The organism is Micromonospora sp. WMMD735 (assembly GCF_049178995.1).
Lineage (GTDB): Bacteria > Actinomycetota > Actinomycetes > Mycobacteriales > Micromonosporaceae > Micromonospora > Micromonospora wenchangensis.
In genome coordinates, this window is sequence record NZ_JBMHMJ010000002.1 from 3,127,876 (window position 1) to 3,145,109 (window position 17,234).

The window sequence follows — 17,234 nt, forward strand, 5'->3', positions numbered from 1 at the left end:
GCGAGGATCAGTGGTGAACCCTAACCCTCTACTAGAGGCTTACAGTTATGTCAACCACTGGTCCTCTTCGGGGCAACGTAAGCGCCCCCACGCCGAGAGCCAAGGACCCCACCGGCGTGTCGCCGCCGGGAGCGTAACGACTCACGTTCGCTGCGGACCTCACCGGAAGGTCACCACGTCGGGAGCGCTGACGTCGATCGTGTCGGCCTTCCGACCGAGCAACGCCGTCGCCACCCGGGCCTTGTCCTCGCTGCGGGTCGCGTCGCCCCACACCACCGTCCGCCCGTCGCGCAGCGTCAACCCGATCCGGGCCAGCCCCTCGACGCCCACCTCGACCAGCACGGCCCGTAGCTGCGGGGTCAGGGCGGCCAGCACCTGCAACGCCGCCCGGGTGCCCGGGTCGTCCGGCCCCGGCGTGGCCAACCGCACCAGCGGCAGTCCCTGCGGGGCGCGGGGCAGCTCGCGGAACACCACCCCGCTGGCGTCGAGCACCACGAACCGGTCGTCGCGGGGCACCGCCGCCACCCCGGTGCGCTCCACCACCGTCACCACCAGGGTGTCCGGCCAGTCGCGGCGGACCGTGGCCCGCTGCACCGGGGGCAGCGCGCCGATCCGCCGGGCCGTCGCCGCCAGGTCCACCCGGGCCAGCGGCACCCCGTCCGGCACCGCCGCCGCGTCACGCACCTCGACCGGGGTGACCAGCCGGGCCCCCTCCACCCGGACCTCGCGCACCCCGAACAGGCCGGAGCCGAGCACCGTCCAGGCCACCAGGGCGGCGAGGACCAGCACCCCGGCCAGCACCGCCCAGGGCAGGGCGGCCCGCATCCGCCGCTGCCGGGCCCGCGCCATGAACCGCCGGGTGGACGGCGGGACGGCGTCGCTACCGGCCCGCACGAGCTGCCAGCGCCGCGCCGGGCCACGTCGGGGGCCGCCGTCCGCGCCCGTGGCACGGCCGGTCCGGCCCCGGGCCGGGCCGGGACTCATCCGGTGGTGAAGGCCGTGCCGTCCCGACCCGACGTGGTCGCCGGCCCGGTCACCCGGGCGGTCAGCGCGTCGAGCAGCTGGTCGCCCAGCAGCGAGATCGGCGGAGCGCCCATGGTCACCACCACGTCGCCGGGGCGGGCCCGGCGGGCCACCTCCACCGGCGCGTCGTCGAACGAGTCCACGAAGACCTTGTGTGCCGCGTCCAGCGGCACCGCCGCCAGCAACGCCGCCGACCCCTCGCCCGGCTGGCGCAGCTCACCGGGGCCGAAGACCTCCAGCAGCACCAGCTCGTCGGCGATGCCCAGGGCGGCGGCGATCTCCGCCTGCAGGTCGCGGGTGCGGTAGAGCCGGTACGGCTGGAACACCACGATCAGCCGGCCGTCGCCGGCCACCTCCCGCAGCGTCTGCAGGGCCAGCGTCATCGAGGTCGGGTGGTAGGCGTACTCGTCGTAGACCAGCACCCCGTCGGCGACGCCCTTGCGCTCGAAGCGGCGGCGTACCCCGGGGAACGCGGCCAGCGCCGCCTCCGCCGCCGCCACCGGCAGGCCGAGCAGGTGGGCGGCGAGCACCGCCGCGGCGCTGTTGAGCCCCATGTGCCGCCCCGGCACCGGCAGCCGGATCTCGCCCAGCGACCGGCCGTCCAGCGCCGCCAGGTAGCGAACCCCCTGGGCCGACGAGGCCATCTCGGACAGCCGCAGGTCGGCGTCGGCCGCCTCGCCGTACGTCCAGACCCGCCGCCCCTCGGCGCGCAGCGTCTCGGCCAGCCGCCGCCCGCCCGGGTCGTCGGCGCAGGTGATGACGTACCCGGCCGGATCGGTGAGCCGGGCGAACTCGGCGAAGGTCGCCTCCAGGGTGGCCAGGTCGCCGTAGGTGTTCAGGTGGTCGGCCTCGATGTTGGTGATGATCGAGACGAACGGGCGGTAGATCAGGAACGACCTGTCGCTCTCGTCGGCCTCGACCACGAAGTGCTCGCCGGTGCCGTGGTGCGCCCCGGAGCCCACCTCGGAGATCTCCCCGCCGATGACGAAGGACGGGTCGACCCCGGCCTGCTGGAGCACCATGGTCACCATCGAGGTGGTGGTGGTCTTGCCGTGGGTGCCGGCCACCGCCACCGTCCGCCGGCCGGTCATCGCCGCCGCCAGCGCCTCGGAGCGGTGCAGCACCCGCAGCCCGCGCCGCCGCGCCTCGACCATCTCCAGGTGGTCCTGCGGAATCGCCGAGGAGTAGACGACGGTGTCCACCCCGTCGAGGTTGGCCGCCTCGTGGCTCATGTGGATGGTGCCGCCCAGCGCCCGCATCCCGGCCAGCGACGGCCACTCGCGCAGCTCGCTGCCGGAGACCGGCAGGCCCCGGGTGAGGAAGAGCCGGGCCAGGCCGCTCATGCCGACCCCGCCCACCCCGATCAGGTGGATCCGGCCCAGGTCCTCCGCGGTGAGCGTGCCGGCCGGGGTGAACTGCGCCGTGTTCATGCCAGGTACCTTCCCGTCGCGCTGGACCGGCTCACCGGGCCACCGCCTCGTAGACGAAGTTGAGCAGGGCCACGTCGCCGTCGCGTCGCCCGTACGCGGCGGCGGCGGCACCCATCGCGTACAGCCGCTGCGGGTCGCGCAGCAGGGGCAGCACGGTGCGCTCCAGCCAGGCCGGGGTCAGCTCGGCGTCGTCGACGAGCAGCCCGCCGCCGGCCTCCACCACGGGCAGCGCGTTGCGCTTCTGCTCCTGGTTGGAGTGCGGGTACGGCACGTAGATGGTGGGCAGCCCGATGGCGGCCACCTCGGCACAGGTCATCGCCCCACCCCGGGCCAGCATCAGGTCGGCGGCGGCGTAGCCCAGCTCCATCTCGGACAGGTAGGGCAGCGCCACGTACGGCACCGGCAGGTCGGTGGGGATCGGCACCGGCTCGTTGCGGGCGCCCATCACGTGCAGCACCTGCACGCCGTTGCGGGCCAGTTCCTTGGCCGCGCCGGAGACCGCCAGGTTGATCGACCGGGCGCCCTGCGAGCCACCGGCGACGAAGAGCACCGGCAGGTCGGGGCGGAGTCCGAAGTGGGCGCGGGCGGCGGCCCGTACGGCGTTGCGGTCCAGCCCGGCGATGCCCCGGCGCAGCGGCACCCCGACCACCCGGGCGTCGCGCAGCGCCTCGGCCTGGGCCGGCTGGTGCGGGAAACCGACGGCGATGTTCTTGGTGAACTTCATCCCGAGCCGGTTGGCCACCCCCGGCGGGACGTTCACCTCGTGGATGACGATCGGCATCTCGCGCCGCCAGGCGGCCAGGTAGCCCGGGACGGAGACGTACCCGCCGAAGCCGACGACCACGTCGGCGGCGACCTCGTCGATCACCTTGCCGGCGGCGCGGGCCGCCTTCCACATCCGGTCCGGGGTGCGGACCAGCCCCATGTTGACCGAGCGGGGCAGCTGGTAGGCGGGGATCTGCCGCAGGTCGTAGCCGGCCGGCGGGATCAGCTCGTTCTCCAGGCCCTTGGGGGTGCCGAGGCAGGTGATCCGGACGCCCGGGTCGTGTCGGCGCAGGCAGTCGGCGAAGGCGAGCAGCGGGTAGATGTGCCCACCGGTGCCCCCTCCACAGAGCACCACCGAACGCAGCGGACCCATCAGCGTCTCCTCTCGCTCGCCGGCCCGCCCCGGGTCCGGTCCTGCCGGACGCCGCGCGGTACGGCCTGATCGTCGGGTCGCCGCCCGCGCGCCCGGGGTACGGACCCCGGGGCAGCCGGTGGCGACGCCGGTCGGCTCCGCGCACCGGGAAGCGGCGGCAACGGGGCCCAGACTAGTCGGACCCATCGGGCGGGCGGACGGGCGTGCAGGGCTCGGGCCGCGTCGGGCTCGGCGCGGGCGAAGGAGGCGAGCATGCCCACCGCGGCCAGGGTGACGACCAGGGCGCTGCCGCCGTCGGAGATGAACGGCAGCGGTACGCCGGTCAGCGGCAGCAGCTTGGTCACCCCACCGATGTTGATCACGGCCTGGCCGACCAGCCAGGCGGTGACGGCGGTGGCGGCGAGCCGGCGGAACGGGTCGGCGACCCGGCGGGCGATCCGCAGCCCGGTGTAGGCCAGCACGGCGAACAGCACCAGGATGACGGTGCAGCCGACCACGCCCAGTTCCTCGGCGATGACGGCGAAGATGAAGTCGTTGTGGGCCTCCGGCAGCCAGCCGAACTTGATGCTGCTCTTGCCCAGGCCGACGCCGAACCAGCCGCCGTGCTCGATGGCGTTGCGGGCCTGCACCATCTGCCAGCAGCCCTCCAGCGCCTGTTCGGCGCAGACCTTGGGGTCGGGCGTGTCGAGGAACGAGGTGAGCCGGGCCAGCCGGTAGTTCTCCTGGCCGCGCGCCCCGGAGCCGGCCCCGAGCGAGGCCACCGCGATCAGCAGGCCGACCCCGACCAGGCCGACCGCGGACAGGGCGGCGAAGACCCGCAGCCGCACCCCGGCCGCCCACAGCAGCCCGACCACGATGGCCAGCAGGCAGAGCATACTGCCCAGGTCGTTGTAGCCGACCAGCACGAACAGCAGGCCCACCACCGGGAACAGCGGGGTGGCCAGTTCCCGCCACCAGCCCAGTGCCGCGCCCTTGCGGGCGATCACGTGCGCGCCCCACAGCACCAGCGCCAGCTTGGTCAGCTCGGCGGGCTGCACCTGGATCGGCCCGAGGTAGAGCCAGAGCAGGTGGGCCCGCAGCGGCCCCACCGAGGTCACCCCGAACAGCGCTTCCAGGGCGACCAGCAGGTTGAGCACCAGCAGCAGCACCACCGCCGCCCCGAGCAGCGGCCGGCCCAACGAACGGAAGGTGGTGGCCGGCAGCCGCTGGCAGGCCCAGAACGCGACGATGCCGATCACCGCGAAGATGGCCTGCTTGGTCACGGAGGCGGCGGCGTCGCCGGCCTCGGCGTAGTCGCGCACGCTGGTGGCCGAGAAGACCATGGTCAGGCCGATCAGCAGCAGCAGGCCGGCGCTGGACAGCAGCAGGTAGTAGGAGGTCAGCGGGCGGGCCAGCAGACCGCGCAGCGCCGCCAGGCCGCCGGCCGGGCCCAGCCCGGACAGCCCGCCGGGCGGGTCGGCGGTACGTCCCGTCCCCGCGGCCCGCCGCGGCTGGGTCTCCGTCGTCGTCCCGGTGCTCGTGCCTCGGTCCTCCCCCACCCGCCCATCATCGCCGCTGCGGGCGGCCCGTTCCGGCCGTTCCCCCCGGTCGGCGTGTCGAAATACGAAACGGGGGCCCCTCCGGTAGGAGGAACCCCCGTCCGGTACGCCGGCCGGTCAGCCCATGCTGGCGAGGAAGTCGCTGTAGAACAGGCCCAGCGCGATGGCCACCCCGATGCCCGCGATGATCCAGAACCTGACCACGATGTTGACCTCGCTCCAGCCGGCCAACTCGAAGTGGTGCTGCAGCGGGGACATCCGGAACACCCGCTTGCCGGTGGTCCGGAACGAGATGATCTGGATCACCACGGACATCGTGATGATCACGAAGAGCCCGCCGAGGATCGGCAGCAGCAGCACCGTCCGGGTGGACATCGCCATCCCGGCGATCAGCCCGCCGAGGCCCAGCGCGCCGGTGTCGCCCATGAAGATCCGGGCCGGGGAGGTGTTCCACCACAGGAAGCCCACGCAGGCCCCGGCCGCCGCCCCGGCGATCAGCGCGATCTCCAGCGGGTCCCGGACGGCGTAGCAGTAGTTGTTCGGGTTGGCGGTGTACGTCGGGTCGGCGCACCAGTGCCGGTACTGCCAGAACGCGATCAGCGCGTACGCGGCCAGCACCATCACCGAGGCGCCGGTGGCCAGCCCGTCCAGCCCGTCGGTGAGGTTGACCCCGTTGGTCGCCGCCATCACCACCATGATGATCACGATCACCGAGGCGACCTTGCCGATCTCCAGGGCCGGGATGTCCCGGATGAAGCTCAGCGTGGTGCTGCCCACGGTCTCGGTGTTGGTCGTCGCGCCGCTGGCGTCGGTCATGCTGCTCGGGAAGTACAGCGCGACCACCCCGAAGACCGCGCCGACCAGGATCTGCCCGAACAGCTTGCCGCGCTTGTTGAGCCCGCCGCTGTGCCGCTTGCGCACCTTGAGGAAGTCGTCGATGAAGCCGACCGCGCCGGAGAAGACCATCAGCCCCAGCAGCACCAGGGCGGTGATGGTCGGCTCGACCTGGGCGATCTGCGCGTCCGGCAGGGTGGTCAGGGCGAGGTGACCGGCGACGTACGCGATGACCGTGGCCAGGATGAACACCACGCCGCCCATCGTCGGCGTGCCCTTCTTGCCCTCGTTGCTGGCCAGCCCGAGGTTCGACCGGATCGGCTGGCCGGCCTTGAGCCGGGCGAACACCCTGATCGCCAGCGGGGTCGCCAGCAACGACACCAGGAATGCCACGCCGATGGCGACGATGACCGCCCTCACGCGGCACCCCCCGCGCCCGCGCCGGCCCCGGAGGCGTCGACCCGCAGCGCGTCGGCGACCTCCCAGGTGCGGTACCGGGAGCCCTTCACCAGGACGACGTCGCCCGGTCGTAGCTCGCTGCGCAGCACCTCGACTGCCGCCGCCTGATCGGTGAGCAGCACCGACTCTCCTCCCCAGTCACTTACCGCTGTCGCGCCCTCGTGGATCGGCGCGGCCGGCTCACCCACCACGAGCAGCCGGTCGACACCGAGTTCGGCCGCGAGCCGGCCGACCTCCCGGTGCCCCTCGTCCTCGTACGCGCCCAGCTCGGCCATGTAGCCCAGCGCGGCGAACGTCCGCCCGCCCCGGTGCATCCCGGCCAGCGCCCGCAGCGCCACCGCCGTCGAGGCCGGGTTGGCGTTGTACGAGTCGTCGATCACGGTCACCCCGTCGGGACGGGTGAAGACGTCCATCCGGCGGGTGGAGACCAGCCCCAGGTCACCCAGGGCCGCCGCCAGCTCGGCCAGCGGCATGCCCAGCTCCCGGGCCACCGCCGCCGCGGCGAGCGAGTTGGAGACCTGGTGCCGGCCGGTCAGGCCGAGCCGCACCGGGGCCGTCCCCTCCGGGGTGACCAGGGTGTACGCCGGGCGGCCCCGCCCGTCCAGGGTGACGTCCACCGCGCGCACGTCGGCGTCGGCGGACTCGCCGTAGCGGACCACCCGGGCGGCGGTGCGCGACGCCATCGCGGCGACCAGCGGGTCGTCGGCGTTGAGCACCGCCAGCCCGTCGGCCGGCAGCGCCTCCACCAGCTCCCCCTTGGCCAGGGCGATGTTCTCCACCGAGCCGAACTCGCCCAGGTGCGCCACCCCGACGTTGAGCACCACCGAGATCCGCGGCGGCACCACGTCGCAGAGGTAGCGGACGTGCCCGACGCCCCGCGCCCCCTTCTCCATCACCAGGTACCGGGTCTGCGCGGTGGCCTGCAACGCGGTGTACGGGTGCCCCAGCTCGTTGTTGAACGATCCGGGCGGGGCGACCGTCGGGCCGAGCCGGACGGCGAGCTGCGCGATCAGGTCCTTGGTGGTGGTCTTGCCCGACGACCCGGTCAGGCCGATCACGGTGAGCCCCGGCAGCCGGTCCACCACGGCCCGGGCCAGCCGGCCCAGCGCGGCCAGCGCGTCGTCCACCAGCACCATCGGCACCCCGGGCAGCTCCCGGGTGCCGAGCACCGCCACCGCGCCGGCGGCGACCGCACCGGCGGCGTAGTCGTGCCCGTCCACCCGCTCGCCGGGGAACGCCACGAACAGCGCACCGGCGGCGACCTTGCGGGAGTCGAACTCGACCGGGCCGGTGACCCGGGTGTCCGGGTCGGCGGCGTGCAGCCGGCCGCCGACCGCCGAGGCCACCTCGGCCAGGCTCAGCGGGATCACCGTCGACCCGCCAGGTCGCCGAAGCGGACGCGCAACGCCTCCGCCAGTTCGGTCCGGTCGTCGAACGGGTGCACCTCGCCGGCGATCTCCTGACCGCGTTCGTGCCCCTTGCCGAGCAGCGCCACCACGTCACCCGGCCCGGCCAGCCGGACCGCCTCGGCGATCGCCTCCCGCCGGCCCGGCACCTCGACGATCCGGGCGGCCGTGTCGGCGGCGTACGCCCCGGCCAGCACCTCGGCCCGGATCGTCGCCGGGTCCTCGGTGCGCGGGTTGTCGTCGGTCACCAGCACCACGTCGGCGCCTCGGGCGGCGGCGGCGCCCATCGCCGGGCGCTTGCCCCGGTCCCGGTCGCCGCCGGCGCCGATGACGCAGATCAGCTGACCGCCGCCCGAGTCACGCAGCGCGGCCAGGGCGGCCACCACGGCGTCGGTCTTGTGCGCGTAGTCGACCACCCCGCGCACCGGGGCGTCCCCGCTGACCAGTTCCAGCCGGCCGGGCACCCCGCCGCAGGCGGCCACCCCGGCGGCGGCCGTCGTCGGGTCGACCCCGGCGGCGACCAGGCAGGCGATCGCGAGCAGCGCGTTGGCCACGTTGTGCCGGCCGGGCAGCGCCACCCCGGCGGGCAGGTCGAGCCCGTCCGGGCCGTGGGCGGTGAACCGCTGGGCGTAGCCCTCGCCGCCGACCCGGTCGGCCCACCAGGTGGCGGTCGGGTCACCGGCCGCCGAGTAGCTGACCGTGGCGGGCCGGTACAGCGGGCGCAGTGCCGGGTCGTCGTGGTTGAGCACCTCGACCCGGCAGCGCCCGTCGAACAGCTTCGCCTTCGCCGCGAAGTAGTCGGCCGAGTCGGCGTGGAAGTCGAGGTGGTCGGAGCCGAAGTTGGTGTAGCCGCCGACGGTGAACCGGACCCCGCCGACCCGCCCCATCGCCAGGGCGTGGCTGGACACCTCCATGACCACCGCGGTCACCCCGCGCTCCCGGGCGGCGGCGAGCAGGGCGTGCAGGTCGGTGGCCTCCGGGGTGGTCCGGACGCTGTCGGTCACCAGGTCGCCCAGGCGGGTCTCCACGGTGCCGATCAGGCCGGTGACGTGGCCGGCGGCGCGCAACCCGGACTCGATCAGGTAGGCCGTCGAGGTCTTGCCGGCGGTGCCGGTCACCCCGATCACGGTCAGCCCGTCGGTCGGGTCGCCGTAGACGGCGGCGGCCAGCTCGCCCAGTACCGCCCGGGGGTCGGCGGTCACCAGGACGGGCAGCCCGGTCGCGCCGGCCGCCACGGCGCCGGCCGGGTCGGTCAGCACGGCCACCGCGCCGGCCGTGGCGGCGGCGGCGGCGAACTCCGCGCCGTGCCGGCGGGCGCCGGGCAGCGCGGCGTACAGGTCGCCGGGGCGGACCTCCTGGCTGGCGTGGGTCACCCCGGTCACGACCAGCGCGGCGGCGTCGGCCGGCGGCGTCACGGCGAGCCGGTCGGCGAGGTCGCCGAGCCGGACTCCGGGCACGGTACGGGGGCGTGGATTGCCGGGCACGGCGTCAGACCCTACCCGGTCGTCCGGTTCCGGCCGCACAGCCGCCCCGGTGGTTCGTCGGCACTCACCGATGATGTCCCGCCGTTCCCGGTCAGCGCGGAAAGACCTCGAAGTTGGGGGATTTCCCGCGCGACGGCGGGACCCGGTAGTGACGCAGCGTGAAGCCCATCATCTCGCGGAACGCCGGGGCGACGACCGCGCCACCACCGCCCTCGGGGTTCCACACGAAGACCGCCACCACGTACCGGGGCGCCTCGGCGGGCGCCATCCCGATGAACGAACCGACCTCGCCGGGCTGCTGCTTGCCGTCGACGTAGCGCAGCCCGGTGCCGGTCTTGCCGGCGACCCGGTAGCCGGGCACCGCGGCGGCCAGGCCGGTCGCGCCGTCGACGGTGGTCACGGCCTCCAGCAGGGTACGCAGGGCGGCCGCGTTCTGCGGGCTGAGCACCGAGCGGGTGACCGGGGCGGCGGACGGGGTGCGTGTCCCGTCCGCCCCGACCACCTCCTTGATCAGGTGGGGTTGGACGTAGGTGCCGTCGTTGGCGATGGTGGCGTACGCGGCGGCCATCTGCAACGGGGTGGCGTCGACGCTGTGCCCGATCGGCACCGACCCGTAGGACGAGCCGCTCCACTGGTCGGCCGGGAGCAGCCGCCCGGACGCCTCGCCGGGCATCCCCTCGCCGGTGGGCTGCCCCAGCCCGAACCGCTTCTGGTAGTCGATCAGCCGGTCGGGGCCGAGCCGGTCGCCGATCTCGATGGTGCCGACGTTGGACGAGTAGGCAAGCATCCCGGCCACGCTGAGCTTCTTGCCGTCGGCCGGGTGGGTGTCGCGGAAGGTGACGTCGCCCCGGGTGATGGTGTTGGCGACGGGCCAGGCGCTGTCCGGGGTGATGATGCCCTCCTGCAGGGCCGCGCCGTAGGTGATCGCCTTGTGCACCGAGCCCGGGTCGACCACGAAGCTGGTGGCCGCGTCCTCCCGGTCGGTGGGCCGGCTCTGCTCCGGGGTGGCCGCGTTGTAGGTCGGGTTGCTGGCCTGGGCCAGCACGTCACCGGTCTTGACGTCGAGCACCACCGCCGCGCCGATCGCGCCCCGGGTCTGTGCCATCTGCCGGCTGAGGATCTGCTGCACCTGGAACTGGAGGTCCCGGTCGATGGTGAGCACCAGCGAGCTGCCCGGTTTGGGGTCGGTGGTCTGACTGTATCCGCCGGGGATGGGCGCGTTGAGGTCGCCGAGGCCGGCCTCGTACACCCGGCGGCCGTCCTGCCCGCGCAGCACGTCGTCGTAGCGGGCCTCCAGGCCCTCCAGGCCGTCCATGTCCTGGCTGGTGAAGCCGACCAGGTTGGCGGCCAGGTCGCCGCCGGGCACCTCGCGGCGTTCGTCGCGGTGGGTGCCGATGCCGGCCAGGTCGAGTGCCTCGATCTGCTTGGCCCGGGCGATGTCCACGCCCCGGGCCAGGTACCGGAACTGGAGCTTGCCCTTACGCTTCATCTTCTCGGCCAGTTCGGAGACCGGGACGCCGAGCAGCGGGGAGAGCAGCTTCGCGGTCTCCGTACGGTCCTTGATCATGGTGGGGTCGGCGAAGACGTACCGGGCCTCGATGCTGCGGGCCAGCGGGGCGCCGGTGCGGTCCTGGATCGAGCCGCGCGGGGCGGGCAGGTCGATGCGGGCGAGCCGGTTGTCGACGCCGCCGCCGGCGTACGCCGGGGTGTCCACGGCCTGCAGGACGACCAGCCGGATGCCGATCACGGCGAAGACCGCGAGCACCAGCATGGTGCCCAGCCGCAGCCGGCGACGCGGCTCGGCGAGCTTCGGCGGGCGGCGCGGCTTGCGCACCGGCCTACGCCCGGCGGGCCGGTCGGTGCGCCGGGGTGCCTCGGTCCGGCGCGGGGCGCCCCGGCCGGGGGCGTCGGCGCGGCGGCCGGGGCGGCGGCGGGGCGCGGGCGGCTCGGCGAACTCGTCGTCGTCGGGGACGGCGCGCGGCGACACGGTCCGGATGACGCCGGTGCGCCCGGTCGGGGCGGCCTCCCGCCGGCCCGCCCGGTTGGCGGCGGCCCGCCCGGCGGCGGCCCGGCCGCCGTCGAGGACCTGCAGCGCGGGGCGGAACGGGTCGCCGGAGCGACCGGCCCGGGGGGTACGCCGCTGTCCGCCCCGGTCCTCGCTGCTCTCCCGGATGGTCCGGCCCCGGGGGGTGTACGCCCGCGCGTCGGAGATTCCCCCGACGTCCCCGGTCCGGGGCTGCCCGGTGCGGGGTTCACCGGCACGGCCCTGGCCCCGGGGCTCACCGGCGCGGGGTCCGGCGGCCGGGGGTTCTCCGCCGCGCGGCTCCGGGGTGCGCGGCTCGGGAGTGCGTGGTTCCGGGGTGCGTGGTTCCGGCGTCCCGGGCCCGCCGCCCCGGGCGGCCCCGCCACGAACCGATCCGCGCCGGGAGCCCGTGGGGTCCCGGCGCGGATCGTCGGATCTCGGTGGCACGGGCGTTACCCCCCGTTGCCCTGCTGGCTGGTGATCGCCGGCTGCCCGTCGGCCGGCTGCGGCACGCCGATCAGCCGACCGTCCGGCAGCCGGATGTACGCCGGCTCGCCCGCCTCGACCAGGCCCAGCTTGCGGGCCTCCGCGGTCAGGTTGCCCGGCTCCTTGGCCTCCTCGATCTCCTTCTCCAGCTGCTGCTGGTCGACGTCGAGGCGGGCCTGCTGCTGCTGGAGCTGCTGGAGCTTGAACGCGTTCTCGTTGATCTTGGTGTTGACCGCGAGGATGCCCAGCACCCCGCCGACCACCAGCACCACGATCAGCGCCGCGAACGGGGCCCGGGGCACCCGGACCGGCGGCGGCGGCGCCACCCGCAGCCGGGGCGACCCGGCGGCGGTGGTGGCGGTACGGGTGGCCGGCTGCTCCGCCGGCCGCAACGCGGCACTGCCCTGGGTGGGGAACTCGCGCGCCCCCCGGCGCGCCTCCCCCGCTCGACCGGCGAGGTCCGCCGGCGTCGTGGTACGGGTCGTGCGCTGCGCCGTGGTCCGGCCCCCCGACCGCGGTGCGCGCTGCCCGACGACCGCGTCGCGGCCGTCACGCTTGTTGACGTTCATGTCCCCTCCCCCTGTTCGTCCGTCCTGCCGTCCCCCGGGATCGCCTCCAGGTCCACTGTGGAACCCCGCGTCGACCCCGTGCCCGGTTGGTGCATCGCCCTGACCCGTCGGCCGGACCGTTCGCGGTCGGTCCGCCCCTGGTGCCCGGTGGCCGGGTCGAGTCGCTCCGCCGCCCGCAGCCGCACGGACGCGGCCCGCGGGTTCGCGGCGACCTCGGCCTCCCCGGCGAGCTCGGCACCCCGGCTGAGCAGCCGGAACGTCGGACCCGACCCGGGGAGTTCCACCGGAAGGTCGACCGGGCCCTTACTGCGGACCCGGTCGGCGAGCGCCTGCTTGGTGAGCCGGTCCTCCAGCGAGTGGTAGGACAGGACCACCATGCGACCGCCCACGTGGAGCTTGTCGAGGGCAGCCGGCAGCGCCGTCTCCAGCACCGCCAGTTCCCTGTTTACCTCGATGCGTAAAGCCTGAAACGTTCTCTTGGCCGGGTGTCCCCCGGTTCGTCGCGCTGGTGCCGGAATGCTCTCCCTGACCAGCTCCGCCAGCCGGGCCGAGGAGGTGATCCGACCCCGCTCCCGCTCCCGCAGGATCGCCGAGGCGATCCGGCCGGCGAACTTCTCCTCGCCGTAGACCCGCAGCACCCGGGCCAGGTCCGGATGGGAGTAGCTGTTGACCACCTCTTCGGCGGTCACCCCCCGGGTCTGGTCCATCCGCATGTCCAGCGGCGCGTCCTGGGCGTAGGCGAACCCGCGGTCGGGCGCGTCGAGTTGCAACGACGAGACGCCCAGGTCGAACAGCACCCCGTCGATGCCCGGGTAGCCCAGCCGGTCCACCACCTCGGGCAGCTCGTCGTAGACGGCGTGCTCCAGGTGGATCCGGTCGGCGAACCGGGCCAGCCGGACCCGGGCGTGCGCCAGGGCCTCGGTGTCCCGGTCCAGGCCGATCAGCACCGTGTGCGGATGCCGTTGCAGCACCGCCTCGGCATGACCGGCCAACCCCAGCGTGGCATCGACGTGAACCGTGCGGCCGCCCCGGTCCAGCACGGGGGCCAGCAGCTCGAGACACCGCTCAAGCAGCACCGGCACGTGCGTACCGCGTAGCTCCCCCATGTCGACCCCCACTGTGGAATACGTCTCGTCGTGTCGCGCTCCGCCGTCGGACGACGCCGTGCCGTCGTACCGCCAGATCCCCATCCGCTCCCGCCCCGGCTCCGGGCCGACGCCCGGAGTGGAGATCGTGCCCCTGGCACCGGGGAAGGGGCGCCAGGAACTCGAAAGCGGCTGGAGATCTCGCAGTACGTCGGGCGTCGCCGCGCCCTACAGACCGCCGGGCAGCACCCCCTCCTCGATGTCGGCGAAGTCGTCTTCGCTGTCGGCGAGGTAGTTCTCCCAGGCCGTCCGGTCCCAGATCTCCACCCGGGTGGACGCCCCGATCACCACCAGGTCCCGGTCGAGCGCGGCGTAGGTCCGCAGGTGGGACGGGATGGTGACCCGGCCCTGCTTGTCGGGGACCTCGTCGTGCGCGCTGGCGAAGAAGACCCGGCTGTAGGCCCGGGCCGCCTTGTTCGTCATCGGTTGCGCGCGCAACTGGTCGGCGATCCGGTGGAACTCGGGCGTGGGGAAGACGTAGAGGCAGCGATCCTGCCCTTTGGTGATCACGACACCCCCCGCCAGCTCGTCCCGGAATTTGGCCGGAAGGATCAAACGGCCCTTTTCGTCCAGGCGCGGAGTGTGGGTGCCGAGGAACATCGGCCCAACCCCCTTGCCCTGAGCGGCGTTCGCGGCGCCGCTGACCCCCTGGGCCGGTGGGCCCTCCCGGCCTCACCATTGCGCCCCACTCTACTCCACTTCCCTCCACCTGCAACCAGAATCGCCGCCCCGGCGCGTCGCCGCCACGGTTAAAACCGCACGTCAGAGCGGGTGGAGCGGAGTGGAGGGCCGCGCCGGGCCGCAGCCGCGTCCGCTACCCGACATAGATCGACTCCATCCGGTGGAGCGTCCGCCGACCGGACGCCCGGCCGGCCCCGACCGAACGGTTCGCCGTCGGCGGCGATCTGGCGGGCGCGGGGGTCCGGTAACCTCGCTCGCGTGACGGACGCGAAGATGCCCCTGCGGGCGAAGGTGGCCAGCTCCGTGTCGAGGACCGCCGCGGCGCTGTCGCGCGCCGCCGGCCGGGGCGACGGCTCGGTGATCGGCGGATGGATCGGGCTGAAGATCGATCCCGACCTGCTGGCCCACCTCTCGGCCGGACGCGCCATCGCGCTGGTCTCCGGCACCAACGGCAAGACCACCACCACCCGGCTCAGCGCCGCCGCCGTCGGCGTGCTCGGCCGGGTCGCGACCAACTCGTTCGGCGCCAACATGCCCACCGGGCACACCTCGGCGCTGGCCAAGGCCGGCAGCACCCCGTACGCGGTGCTGGAGGTCGACGAGCACTACCTCGCGCAGGTGCTGGAGGCCACCGAGCCGCACGTGGTGGCCCTGCTCAACCTCTCCCGCGACCAGCTCGACCGGGCCAAGGAGGTCGCCATGATGGCGCAGCTCTGGCGCGCGGCGCTGGTCCGGCACACCGACGTACGGGTGGTGGCCAACGCCGACGACCCGATGGTGGTCTGGGCGGCCACCCCACCCGCCGACCCCGCGCAGGGCGTCCGCCCGCCGCACGTCACCTGGTTCAGCGCCGGCCAGCGCTGGCACGACGACTCCTGGGTCTGCCCCGAGTGCGGCTCCACCATCCAGCGCTCCGGCGAGCAGTGGTGGTGCTCCGGCTGCCCGCTGCGCCGCCCGGACGCCCAGTGGACGGTGGAGGACGACGGCGTGCTCGACCCCACCGGGGCCTGGCACAAGGTGACCCTCCAGCTCCCCGGCAAGGTCAACCTCGGCAACGCCGCCACCGCGCTGGCCGTCGCCGCCGAGTTCGGGGTACGCCCCGTCGACGCCGTCTCCCGGCTGCACACGGTCACCTCGGTCGCCGGCCGGTACGCCCAGGTCGACCGGGACGGGCGCAACATCCGGCTGCTGCTGGCCAAGAACCCGGCCAGTTGGCTGGAGGCGTTCGACATGGCCGACGAGGCACCCACCCTGCTCTCCATCAACGCCCGTGACCCCGACGGGCTGGACACCTCCTGGCTGTTCGACGTCGACTTCGCCCCGCTGCGCGGCCGGCAGGTGCTGATCACCGGCGACCGCGCGTACGACCTGGCGGTCCGGCTCGACGTCAACGGGGTGCCGTTCCAGCACGTCCGGGCGTTCGGCGAGGCGGTCCGGGCGGTCCCGCCGGGCCGGCTGGAGGTCATCGCGAACTACACCGCCTTCCAGGACATCCGAGCGGAGTTGGACCGTGTCAACTGAGAGCCTGCGTATCGTCTGGATCTACCCCGACCTGCTCTCCACCTACGGCGACCGGGGCAACCTGCTGATCCTGGCCCGCCGGGCGCAGCAGCGCGGGATGCCGGTCGAGGTGCTGGAGGTCCGCTCCGACCAGCGGCTGCCCGCCACCGCCGACATCTACCTGCTCGGCGGCGGCGAGGACGGCCCGCAGGCGCTCGGCGCGCAGCGGCTGCTCGCCGACGGCGGCCTGCACCGGGCCGTCGCCCAGGGCTCGGTGGTGTTCGGCGTCTGCGCCGGCTACCAGCTCCTCGGCACCTCCTTCTTCGCCAAGGGCACCCGGTGCGCCGGGCTGGAGCTGCTCGACCTCTCCTCCGACCGGGGTCCGACCCGGGCCGTCGGCGAGCTGGCCGGCGAGATCGACCCCCGGCTGGGCGTGCCGCCGCTGTCCGGGTTCGAGAACCACGGCGGCCGGACCCACCTCGGCCCCGGCGTGTCGCCGCTGGCCCGGGTCAGTGCCGGGGTCGGCAACGACGGCGTCACCGAGGGCGCGTGGCGGGGCAAGCTGCTCGGCACCTATTCGCACGGGCCGGCGCTGGCCCGCAACCCCGCCCTGGCCGACCTGCTGCTGCGCTGGGCCACCGGCGCGCACCAGCTCCCGCCGCTGGACGACGCCTGGGCCGAGCGGCTGCGCACCGAACGCCGCGCCGCCGTGGCCGCTGCCGCCCGCCCGTGACGCCCGCCGCCCGCCCGTGACCTCCGCCGTCCGGCGGCTGCTGCGCCAGCCGTCGGCACGTCGGTTCGCCCTGCTGCTGGTCATGCTCGCGGGCTTCCTGGTGCTGCTGCTGGTGACACCGCACCCGGACGTCGCCGACCTGCCCCGGCTGGCCGACTCGCTCGGCGGGTACGCCCCGGTGCTGGGCGTGGTGGTCGGGGCGCTGCTGCTGGTGGCGCTGGTTCCGCGGACCTTCGTCACGCTGGCGGCGGGGGCCGTGTTCGGCGCGCTGGAGGGCGCGGCGTACGCGCTCGGCGCGGCACTGCTGGCCGCCGCGCTCGGCTTCGCCGTCGGCCGGGTGCTGGGCCGGGAGTTCGTCGCCGAACGGGTACGCGGCCGGCTGGCCCGGCTCGACGGCTGGTTCGCCAGGCAGAGCGTGCTCGGCGTGATCACCGTACGGATGCTGCCGGTCGCCGGGTTCGGGCTGGTCAGCTACGGCTACGGCACCACCGGGGCGCGGGTGCTGCCGTTCCTGGTCGGCAGCGTGCTGGCCTCCGCCCCGACCGCCTTCGGCTACGCCGCCATCGGCGCGGCGGCAAGTTCCCCCGGCAGCATCAACTGGTACGCCGCCGCCCCGGCCAGCCTCGGGCTGATCGCCAGCGCGGTGCTGGCGTACCAGTGGTGGCGGGCGGAGCGCGCCCGCCGGTCCGTGGTCGCCGACCCGCGCCCCTGACCGGGCGGAACTGGTTCGCCGGTGCGCGGCGGCCCGAACGGTCCCGGCGGAATGGTCGGGTCGGGTGAGCGGT

At 74.6% G+C, this 17,234-nt stretch carries 14 protein-coding genes; 3 read left to right on the top strand and 11 right to left on the bottom strand.

The window, feature by feature from the left end; genetic code table 11:
- Positions 1 to 159: 159 nt before the first annotated feature.
- From ACN268_RS13110 to mraZ, 11 genes are all read right to left on the bottom strand, one after another.
- Positions 160 to 984 (bottom strand): cell division protein FtsQ/DivIB, encoded by an 825-nt coding sequence (locus tag ACN268_RS13110; RefSeq protein WP_421483446.1) that lies wholly within the window; start codon positions 982 to 984, stop codon positions 160 to 162.
- Positions 981 to 2,453 carry a UDP-N-acetylmuramate--L-alanine ligase gene (murC, locus tag ACN268_RS13115; RefSeq protein WP_421483447.1) on the bottom strand — a complete coding sequence of 491 codons (1,473 nt, stop codon included), beginning with the start codon at positions 2,451 to 2,453 and terminating at the stop codon, positions 981 to 983. Before murC ends, ACN268_RS13110 begins: the two co-directional genes overlap by 4 nt.
- A gap of 31 nt (positions 2,454 to 2,484) precedes the next feature.
- A complete protein-coding gene (gene murG, locus ACN268_RS13120) occupies positions 2,485 to 3,591 on the bottom strand; it encodes an undecaprenyldiphospho-muramoylpentapeptide beta-N-acetylglucosaminyltransferase (RefSeq protein WP_088643040.1) in 1,107 nt (368 codons plus the stop codon).
- Positions 3,591 to 5,006 (bottom strand): FtsW/RodA/SpoVE family cell cycle protein, encoded by a 1,416-nt coding sequence (locus ACN268_RS13125; protein WP_421486877.1) that lies wholly within the window; start codon positions 5,004 to 5,006, stop codon positions 3,591 to 3,593. The genes murG and ACN268_RS13125 overlap by 1 nt, the downstream gene beginning before the upstream one ends.
- 240 nt (positions 5,007 to 5,246) lie before the next feature.
- Positions 5,247 to 6,383, bottom strand: coding sequence for a phospho-N-acetylmuramoyl-pentapeptide-transferase (gene mraY, locus ACN268_RS13130; protein ID WP_088643039.1), 1,137 nt, complete (start codon positions 6,381 to 6,383; stop codon positions 5,247 to 5,249).
- Positions 6,380 to 7,792, bottom strand: coding sequence for a UDP-N-acetylmuramoyl-tripeptide--D-alanyl-D-alanine ligase (locus ACN268_RS13135; RefSeq protein WP_421483448.1), 1,413 nt, complete (start codon positions 7,790 to 7,792; stop codon positions 6,380 to 6,382). Before ACN268_RS13135 ends, mraY begins: the two co-directional genes overlap by 4 nt.
- The gene (locus tag ACN268_RS13140) at positions 7,789 to 9,351 is read right to left on the bottom strand and encodes a UDP-N-acetylmuramoyl-L-alanyl-D-glutamate--2,6-diaminopimelate ligase (protein WP_421483449.1); all 1,563 of its coding nucleotides are present in this window, start codon (positions 9,349 to 9,351) and stop codon (positions 7,789 to 7,791) included. The genes ACN268_RS13135 and ACN268_RS13140 overlap by 4 nt, the downstream gene beginning before the upstream one ends.
- 52 nt (positions 9,352 to 9,403) lie before the next feature.
- Complete coding sequence (locus ACN268_RS13145; RefSeq protein ID WP_421486878.1) at positions 9,404 to 11,083, bottom strand: peptidoglycan D,D-transpeptidase FtsI family protein; 1,680 nt, start codon at positions 11,081 to 11,083, stop codon at positions 9,404 to 9,406.
- A 704-nt stretch (positions 11,084 to 11,787) separates the two neighbouring features.
- Entirely contained in the window at positions 11,788 to 12,390 is a 603-nt protein-coding gene (locus ACN268_RS13150; RefSeq protein WP_421483450.1) for a hypothetical protein, read from the bottom strand.
- Complete coding sequence (rsmH, locus tag ACN268_RS13155) at positions 12,387 to 13,496, bottom strand: 16S rRNA (cytosine(1402)-N(4))-methyltransferase RsmH (protein ID WP_421486879.1); 1,110 nt, start codon at positions 13,494 to 13,496, stop codon at positions 12,387 to 12,389. Before rsmH ends, ACN268_RS13150 begins: the two co-directional genes overlap by 4 nt.
- A 207-nt stretch (positions 13,497 to 13,703) precedes the next feature.
- The gene (gene mraZ / locus ACN268_RS13160) at positions 13,704 to 14,135 is read right to left on the bottom strand and encodes a division/cell wall cluster transcriptional repressor MraZ (RefSeq protein ID WP_421483451.1); all 432 of its coding nucleotides are present in this window, start codon (positions 14,133 to 14,135) and stop codon (positions 13,704 to 13,706) included.
- A gap of 354 nt (positions 14,136 to 14,489) precedes the next feature.
- Here mraZ and ACN268_RS13165 point away from each other — a divergent pair, with 354 nt between their 5' ends.
- From ACN268_RS13165 to ACN268_RS13175, 3 genes are read left to right on the top strand one after another with little or no spacing between them, the layout of a single operon-like run.
- Positions 14,490 to 15,737, top strand: a complete 1,248-nt coding sequence (locus ACN268_RS13165; RefSeq protein ID WP_204927884.1) for a MurT ligase domain-containing protein — start codon at positions 14,490 to 14,492, stop codon at positions 15,735 to 15,737.
- Positions 15,727 to 16,449, top strand: a complete 723-nt coding sequence (locus tag ACN268_RS13170) for a type 1 glutamine amidotransferase (RefSeq protein ID WP_421483452.1) — start codon at positions 15,727 to 15,729, stop codon at positions 16,447 to 16,449. Before ACN268_RS13165 ends, ACN268_RS13170 begins: the two co-directional genes overlap by 11 nt.
- Positions 16,433 to 17,161, top strand: coding sequence for a TVP38/TMEM64 family protein (locus ACN268_RS13175; RefSeq protein ID WP_421486880.1), 729 nt, complete (start codon positions 16,433 to 16,435; stop codon positions 17,159 to 17,161). Before ACN268_RS13170 ends, ACN268_RS13175 begins: the two co-directional genes overlap by 17 nt.
- The last annotated feature ends 73 nt before the right edge of the window (positions 17,162 to 17,234 follow it).